We start from the raw sequence: 8,190 nt of genomic DNA on the forward strand, positions 1-8,190 counted from the left end.
GGTGGCGGCGTTCAACATGGCGGCCCTGGTCTGGCAGGTGGTCCTGGGGCACAGGCTGGGCACCAATCCGGCCCCGGACTGGCTGGTGGTGGTGATGTTCTGCGCGTTCGGCCTGGCTTTTCCCTGGATAATGCTCAACATCCGCCTGGTGACCGAGGTGCGCGCCAACGGACTGGCCTACCGTTTCTTCCCCTTCCACCGCGATTTCGTGCTTCTGCCCTGGCACAGCATACACGCACAGAGCGCTGTCACCTACCACCCCTTGCGCGACTACGGCGGCTGGGGCATACGCTACGGCAAGAGCGGGCGCGCCTACAACGTGAGCGGTGACCGCGGCGTGCTGTTCACCCTGGCCAATGGCCGCACCCTGCTGATCGGCAGCCGGCGTGCCGAGGAGCTTTCGGCAGCCATTGCCGCGGTCTCTGGGATCGGCCCCGGCGATACTCAAGGCCAGACCGGCTGAGTCCAGGCCACCCGTCCGTTGGAGTCCACGACTTTCGCCCGCACGTAGCCCTCGCCTCCGGAGAACCGGTAGACAGCCGGGCTTTCGTAAGCTGTCGCCAGCACTTTACCGCCCTGCCCGATGAACGTTACAGTATACTCCGTGGGCTCCTCCTCCGGCCGCTCGATCTCCACGCGCAGGCTCCCGTGGTCCACCCGTATTTCTTTCAGCCACACCCCGTTGGAGAAATAGAACTCGCCCCGGTTCAGGGCCGCGCAGAGCGCGCCGGCCTCCAGGCTGTCCGCCCGCACCATCACCCAGCCGCGCCCGGGGTTGATCTGGTCCGGCCCCCAGCTCTTGAAATCGTGGACGTCATCGCCCGCCACCCCGAACACGCGGCGGCCGTGGCTGAGCAGCGAGTCCCAGATCGCCTCGGTGCCGATACGGCCACCTCCGCCCCAATTGCAGACAGTCGGGTCCTGGCTCGCCACCTCGAACAGACGCAGGCCCTCCACCTCCAGAAGCTGCCTGTAATCGAAAGCCCAGATGTAATTGGGGTGGTTGACAATGCAGGCCCCGGCCGCGGCGTTGACCATTGCATCGTTGCGCTGGAGGACCTCGGTCACGCTCGAACCTCCGGCCGGCTTGAGGGTCTTGGCCAGGTTGATCGCGTTCATGTGTACCGGCAGGCGCTTGCCCTCGGGGGTGACAAATTTGTCCGTCACTTCCTCGCCCGGGATCACGAGAAATTTCTCGTTCGCTCCCAGCAATGCGTTCAACCCGCGGACATCGGTCACGAAATTATGGTCCGTGATCACCAGGAACTGGTAGCCGTGTTCCTTGTACCAGGCGGCCACTGCATCCGGCGAGCTGTCGCCGTCCGAGTTGACCGTGTGGGTGTGGACACTGCCCCGGTACCAGCCGGCCGTGAGCGCTGCCGGCACGAGGATAAGCAGAGCCGTCGAGATTATCAGGATTGTATGGCGCATCGAGTCGCCCTTTGCTGGCAGAATGTTCAAGCCTGGGGTGAATTTCAGGGCCAGACCGGCTGGGTCCAGGCGATCCGCCCGTTGGAATCCACGATCTTCGCCCGCACGTAGCCCTCACCGCCCTTGAACCGGTAGACCGCCATGGTGTCGGTCGAGACCGCCAGCACCCCGCGCGTGCCAATGAAGGTGGTGGTGTATTCGGTGGCGCTGTGCTCCGGCTTGTCTATCGCCACAGTCAGGCTTTTCCCGTCGCTGGTCACATCCTTGAGGCTCACGCCGGTAGAGGAATAGAAATCCCCACGGTTTAGGGCGGCCACAATCGCGGTCGCCTCCAGATTATCCGCCCGCACCATCACCCAGCCCCGTCCGGGGTTGGCGTACTGCGGCCCCCAGTTCTTGAAACTGTGCGAGTCGTCGCTCGCCACGCCGTAGACCTTGCGCCCGCGCACAAGGAGCGAATCCCAGAGCGCCTCGGTGCCCAGGTGTCCGCCGCCGCCGGCGTTGTTGACCGTGGGGTGGCCGTTGGCGATCTCGAACAGGTTGTAGTTGCTGGCCGCGGCCATCTCTTTTATCCCCAGTGCCCACCAGAAATTGGGGTGGTTGATCGTGCAGGCACCGGCCCCGGACCTAATCATGTCCACGTTGCGTTGGAGGACATCCACCACGCTCGCACCGCCGGCCGGGGGCAGGGCCGCATCCAGGTTGATCGCGTTCAGGTGCACGGGCAGGCTGTGGCCCTCGCCGGAGACAAACTGGTCCGTGACCTCCTCGCCCGACAGCACCACGAACTTGCCCTCGGCGGCCATGACCGCGTTCAGCCCGCGCACATCGGTGAGGAAATTGTGGTCGGATATGACCACGAACTGGTAGCCGTTCTCCTTGTACCAGCGCACCACGGCGTCCGGCGAGCTGTCGCCGTCCGAGTTGATCGTGTGGGTGTGGGTGTTGCCGCGCCACCATTCGGCGTTGGCCGCGGGGGCGAGAGAAAGACCGAGGACGACGAGGCAGAGCGGCAACATCCGGCGCATGCGGAATCTCCTTGCAGGGTGGGTGGAGGACAGGACAGCGCTTTGATGGGAATATAGCCGGGGACACGTGGAGGGTCAAGCAGCGGGTGTCAATCATATCAATAATAACATGGAATTATCCCCTTCAAACAAATAATTGCTCTCCGCCTTCGATGACCACCTGTCTTAATTGTGATATATCCTGACTCACCTTGGAATACTCTGAGATATTTAAAATCATCTTGAGTTACTTTTATTCACTTTGGATTGGTTTGGGTTAGCACGGATTGGTTTGGGTTAGCACGGATTAGTATGGGTTAGCACGGATTAGTATGGGTTAGTATGGATTAGTATGGGTTAGTATGGGTTAGTACGGATTAGTACGGGTTAGTACGGGTTAGTACGGCGCACACCCTAATACACCCAAAAATATTTTGATAATATCGGTTAAACACCTTGCGCTCTGCCCAATATTTGATTATATTAAATTGGGTCAGCCCAAACGATCACCCAAACAGGAGTTAATATGAGCAAGGTCGAAGTTCTGAATGCACTGATCCGTCAAATACTTGTGGAACGAGAACAAGTGAAGCAAAAGTTGGAACCGCTCCAAAAACGCCTCGAACAACTTAATAGCGTAGTCCAGTATATTGAAGAAAGTGCGGATGTCTCTTTTGATTCCTATCAAGAACAGTCTACTATTGAAACGCCCTTCACTTCTGCCAATCAAGTCCCTTCTCAAAAGTACAAAAATATACCAATGATCCAAGCCGCTGAAAAAGTGCTTCGTGAAAATGGAAAGCCTATGCACATGAAGGATATTATACAGGGAATTTTGGATGGTGGATACGAGCAGCAGAAAGATCCTAAACGCATTTATCAAAGTCTCTATTCGACCATGAGCAAGCGCAAGCCAGAAGTGTTTTATAAGATCAAAAACAAGCAAGCGACCTTTGGTTTGTCCGAATGGAAAGAAAAAGACAGCGCCCCATCTGCGAAATGAGGCGCTGTCACATGTGGTAAGGGGCGGGTGCCGGTGCCAACTCCGGGCTTTGCACCCACGGGTTGAGGGTTCGACTCCCTCCCGCTCCACCACAGATTTGTAAATGCCCTCGTAGCTGAAATGGATAAAGCACCTGTTTTGCGCACAGGGGGGGTCCGGGTTCGAGTCCTGGCGAGGGCACTCACAATTACCAGGTGAAGGATTTCTAAACTGGTTTAAATTTGGGAACTCTTCACCTGTTGCTCTTGTTAAAAAACCCAAGAGCCTTGCTCACTTATATTCTAACTACAATTTCGGCTTATTGTCAAGAATTCTTGACGTTTTCAAAATATGGGCCAGTTAACTGATTTGTTTGCTTACAGTTTGAGATAATCTAAATATAGATCGAAGCCGCGCCTTGGGTCTTCCAGAGCGCGGCTTCATTCTGGCACACGGCAAAGGCTACTTTTTCTCGAAATCGTAGCTTTCGCCCTCCAGACGGTAGAGGGTCTCGCCGGCCTTGGGCACGAACAGCACACCCTCGTCCTCGCGGTCCTTCCACTCGTCCAGGTTGATCGTGGCCGGGTCACGGTAGCCCAGGTTGATCTGCGCGCAGCGCTCGGGCGGGATTTTCGTGGCCAGGATAACGTTCACGTTGCACTTTTCCACACCGTTTACATACGTCCCGCCGCCGCGCACATGGGTGCTGTGGGCCAGGATCCCGCGGGGCACGTCGGCGAATTTCTCCATCTGGGCCATGAAATAATCCCGCGTGTGGTAGCCCACCCGGTCGAGCAGCTTGCCGTGGGTGTAGCTCACCTCGTCGATATGCGGGGCGTAGATTATCAGCTCGCCGCCCGGCTCGATCACCGGCTCCAGCTTGTACATCACCTTGCCCGCCACCCAGATGTCATCGTACATGGCCGGGGCCACGCCCAGCACGCGCTTGTACTTGCGTTGCGTGTAGCGGATATGGAGCTGGGCGCTCAGGTCGGCGGCGCGGCTCCAGGCCTCTCGGGTCGGCCCGATGAAAAGCCCGGCCAGCTTGCCGCCCTTTTCCACCATGTCAAAGTTCGTGACCGGCACGGGGATGAACTCGGCCGCGCGGTCGACCACCTTGCGCGTGGGGGTCCACTTGTTGCCGTTGATCAGCGGGTTCGTTATCACCGCGCCCAGCCAGTGGAAAAAGTGCAGCAGCTCATCGCCCGAGATGCCGGGGAAGAAATACTTGTTGCCGCCGGAGAACCCCACCACCTCGTGGGGGAAAGTCGGCCCCAGGATCACCAGGTGGTCGTAATCGAAGATCATCCGGTTGATCGGAACCTTCAGCTCCTCGCGGAACAGGCCGCCGCTGATCTTCTCGATCTCATCCGCGCTGATCGTGCCGATCTGGGTGAACGTGCCGGGGAGGTCCCAGCGGTGGTTGTGTATCGTCACGTCCGGGTAGTCGCGCTTCAGGGCCTCGGGGCTCATTCCCACGCGCGCAGCGATCTTTTCCTCGCTCATCGGATGGTGCGTGCCCAGGGCGATCAGGTAGTCCAGCTTCTTCACCCGGCCCTTGAGGTGCTTGTAGAAAATGGGGAACATCAGGTCTATCGGCACGGTGCGGGTGCTGTCCGGGATGATGACCAGCAGGCGCTTGCCAGTCAGGTCCATCTTTCCGAAAGCCTCGGCGCAGAGGGCCTCGGCCTCGGCCGCCCCGATCAGGGTCCCGTCGGCGTACCCCTTGCCGATCACGTCGAATTCGTGAGCCATGTTGTTTCTCCTGCGATCAGAAAACACGGGCGACCGCATGGACCGCCCCGAGATGTGATGACCCCGCGTGTAGGGGCGGCCCCCCGTGGCCGCCCGAATAATACTGGCAGGCACAGGGGCCTGCCCCCTACGGGTAGCGGTTCAGACGGTTGCGAGCCCTGAGGGCACGGCATGCCGTGTCCCTACATTCAAATACACCGTAATACAATCTTCTGGGCCCCTTTCTACTTCTTCCAGGGCGGCGTGTCCGGCAGAAGGGCCTCGAACTCCTCGATGAGCGCAGCCTCGTAGGCCCCGGCGTATGTGCCGGCGGTGAACCGGTCGAACGCTTCTTTGTACAGGCGTTCCCAGCTCTTCTCCTCGGCCCCGGGGTTGATCGGGAAGAACAGGGCGTTGTTGGCCCGGGCGGCTTTCATGTCGCCGGGGGCGTCGCCGATCATCAGGATATTCTGCGGCGCGTACTTGCCCGCTGCGGCCAGAGCGAGGTGCTCTTTCTTGGAGCCCATTTCCTGGCCCGCGATCACCCGGGCGTAGCGGGCGATGTCATGCTCGGCCCACTCTTTTTCCAGGGCCGCGCCGGGAGTCGCCGAGACCACCACGATATCGGCCTTCTTGACGATCTTTTCCAGGCTCTCGCGCACGAACGAGAACGGCGAGCAGCCGTGCACCATCCAGTCCACGCTCTTGTTCACGGCCTCGCTCCAGGCCAGGTCACGCTTCAGGGCCGCGCTGCCGGTTTCCTCGACCGTTTTCTTGAGCGCGGGGTTGCCCAGGGCGGCGCCGGAGTCGGCCCACTTTTTCAGCTCGCTCAGGTCGGGCAGTTTCACTCCGCTGGCCCGCACCTCGGGCCGCTCCGCGAGCAGCTCCATCACCATGAGCAGGGCCGGGAAACGGTTGATCCCGCGCCACTTGGAGTAGAGGTTCACGAACTCGGCCGCCTCGCGCCCGTACTTGCTGATCGCCTGAAGGCCGTAGTGGAAAATGATGTTGGGGATGAAGCACTCTTTGTGCTTGAGCTCCATCGTGGGGAACGCGCAGCCGTCGGAATCGATCCCGACAAAGAAATTCTGCGTGGGTTTCAGCTCTTTCAGAGCGTCGTTGTGCGCCATTGAGGTTTCTTTCTCCGGCTTATGATCCTGGCAATTGCAGGGGAGGGTTTGAAACCCTCCCCTGCGAAATATGACGATCCTGCGTGTAGGGGCGGCCCCCCGTGGCCGCCCGAATTAAATGGGCAGGCACAGGGGCCTGCCCCTACGGATTGCAATCCAGCCGGTCGCGGATACTGAGGGCACGGTGCACCGTGCCCACATTTTCGAGTCGCAGGGAATAACCCAAGCTGCCGGGGTTACACTCCGCAGAAGCAGTTGAACCCGCCGTCAATCGCCACCACGGTGCCGGTGACAAAGCTCGAGGCGTCCGAGATCAGCCAGATCAGCGCGCCCAGCAGCTCGGACGGGTCGCCGTAGCGGGCCATCGGCGTGCTGGCGATGATCGACTTGCCGCGCGGGGTCATCTCGCCGGTCTTCTCGTCGGTCAACAGGAAACGGTTCTGCTCGGTGAGGAAAAATCCCGGCGCGAGGGCGTTGACCCGGATCTTCGGGCTGTAGTTCTGCGCCATGTGGATCGCCAGCCACTCGGTGAAATTGCTGATCGAGGCCTTGGCCGCGCTGTAGGCCAGCACCTTGGTCAGCGGGTGGAAAGCGCTCATGGAGCTGATATTGATCACGTTGCCCACGCCGCGCTCGGCCATGGCCCGGCAGAAAATCTGGCTCGGCATGATCGTGCCCAGGCAGTTGAGGTCGAACACCCAGCGGATCGCCTGGTCCGGCAGGTCGAAAAACGAAAGTTCCGGGCTGGTGGTGGCCTCGCGCTTGTTGCCGCCCGCGCCGTTGATCAGCACATCCACCGGGCCCAGCTTGGCCACCACGGACTCGTAGGCCTTCTCCACGCTCTCGCGCTTCAGGACATCCACGGCCACGGCCACGGCCTCGCCGCCCTGGGAGCGGACTTTCTTCGCCACCACCTCGGCCGCGTCCTCGCGCAGGTCGAGCACCGCAATGCGGGCCCCGGCCTGTCCCAACGCCTCGGCCATGCCGCTGCACAGGATTCCGCCGCCGCCGGTTATCGCAATCACCTTGCCCGACACATCGAACATCTTTGCCACGTAATCGTTAGCCATTCTTACCACATCCTTTCACATTCATTTGGATTCAAATCCCGCCGCACACAGGGTGCGACGGCTTTCAGTCACGGGAGGGAACTCCCAGGGTTTCCATATGACGGCCGATGTGGGAATCCAGCCGCTGGTAATAGTCTTCCTCATACTTGTGCAGCGCGGCGAAGAAACGGTCGCGGTAGAGGTAGGATCCATCCGCGCGCTTGCCGCTCAGAAGCGAGCCATAGGTGATATGCAGAAGCTGACGCGGATCGACCGCTTCCATCAAGGCCGGCAGCTCGGAATCCTTGAGGTCTTTCAGGTCCGGAATGGCGGCCAGGTTGGTGGTCACGTGGTAGCTGGCACGGTCCTTCTCGAAATTCGCCAGGGCCGCCGCGTGCATCTCGCGGTAGAGCGCGGGCTCGCGGCCCGCGATCACCCGCACCGCCTCGAGCCAGCTCGTGCCCGCGGTCTTGAGGTGGAAATAGCCGCCGGTGTGCTTGCCCACCACCGGGAAAATCGAAAACTTGTCGCTGCCCGAGTGCACGCTCACCTTGTAGCCGCCCAGGCTGCGGGCGATCAGGGCGTGGGCGGCGAACTGCTCCTCGAACTTGGCTTTGTCGCCGCGATAGTCGATGCCTTTCTGGAACTCTCCGGTGAACTTGGGGGCCAGGCTCTGCCATTTCACCCCGCGGGCGGCCAGCTCCACGGCCACGAACACGTGGTCCTGCACCGTGGTGTCGGTCTCGGTCTCATCCACGCTGACCTCGAAATCGAACGATTCGAGCGGGTTGCCAGCGGCGGCGCTCAGCTCACGGTAGATCAGGGCCATGTGGGCCACGGCCTTGTGGTAGACCAGG

At 60.5% G+C, this 8,190-nt stretch carries 8 protein-coding genes and 1 tRNA gene; 3 read left to right on the plus strand and 6 right to left on the minus strand.

Features of this window, described 5'->3' with window-relative positions; genetic code table 11:
• Positions 1-463: DUF6141 family protein (locus LLH00_14080; GenBank protein MCE5272403.1), on the plus strand; the 463-nt coding region annotated here is incomplete at its 5' end.
• Here the strand turns inward: LLH00_14080 and LLH00_14085 are convergent.
• Together LLH00_14085 and LLH00_14090 are read right to left on the minus strand one after the other, a co-directional pair.
• Positions 445-1,431: a CehA/McbA family metallohydrolase gene (locus LLH00_14085; GenBank protein MCE5272404.1), complete on the minus strand. Its 987-nt coding sequence runs from the start codon at positions 1,429-1,431 to the stop codon at positions 445-447. The two genes, LLH00_14080 and LLH00_14085, sit on opposite strands and share 19 nt — an antisense overlap.
• A gap of 44 nt (positions 1,432-1,475) precedes the next feature.
• Positions 1,476-2,459 carry a CehA/McbA family metallohydrolase gene (locus LLH00_14090; protein ID MCE5272405.1) on the minus strand — a complete coding sequence of 328 codons (984 nt, stop codon included), beginning with the start codon at positions 2,457-2,459 and terminating at the stop codon, positions 1,476-1,478.
• A 505-nt stretch (positions 2,460-2,964) separates the two neighbouring features.
• Between LLH00_14090 and LLH00_14095 the strand changes: the two genes are divergently transcribed.
• A complete protein-coding gene (locus LLH00_14095) occupies positions 2,965-3,441 on the plus strand; it encodes a winged helix-turn-helix domain-containing protein (protein ID MCE5272406.1) in 477 nt (158 codons plus the stop codon).
• Positions 3,442-3,546: 105 nt separating this feature from the next.
• A tRNA-Ala gene (locus LLH00_14100) sits at positions 3,547-3,621 on the plus strand.
• Between the two features lie 261 nt (positions 3,622-3,882).
• Here LLH00_14100 and LLH00_14105 read toward each other — a convergent pair.
• The 4 genes from LLH00_14105 to LLH00_14120 form a co-directional block, all read right to left on the minus strand.
• Positions 3,883-5,175, minus strand: coding sequence for a lactate racemase domain-containing protein (locus LLH00_14105; protein MCE5272407.1), 1,293 nt, complete (start codon positions 5,173-5,175; stop codon positions 3,883-3,885).
• Positions 5,176-5,399: 224 nt separating this feature from the next.
• Positions 5,400-6,284, minus strand: a complete 885-nt coding sequence (locus LLH00_14110; GenBank protein ID MCE5272408.1) for an HAD hydrolase-like protein — start codon at positions 6,282-6,284, stop codon at positions 5,400-5,402.
• 236 nt (positions 6,285-6,520) lie between these two features.
• Positions 6,521-7,354 carry an SDR family oxidoreductase gene (locus tag LLH00_14115; GenBank protein MCE5272409.1) on the minus strand — a complete coding sequence of 278 codons (834 nt, stop codon included), beginning with the start codon at positions 7,352-7,354 and terminating at the stop codon, positions 6,521-6,523.
• Between the two features lie 64 nt (positions 7,355-7,418).
• Positions 7,419-8,190: tagaturonate epimerase family protein (locus LLH00_14120; GenBank protein MCE5272410.1), on the minus strand; the 772-nt coding region annotated here is incomplete at its 5' end.

The organism is bacterium (genome assembly GCA_021372515.1).
Taxonomy (GTDB): Bacteria; Gemmatimonadota; Glassbacteria; order GWA2-58-10; family GWA2-58-10; genus JAJFUG01.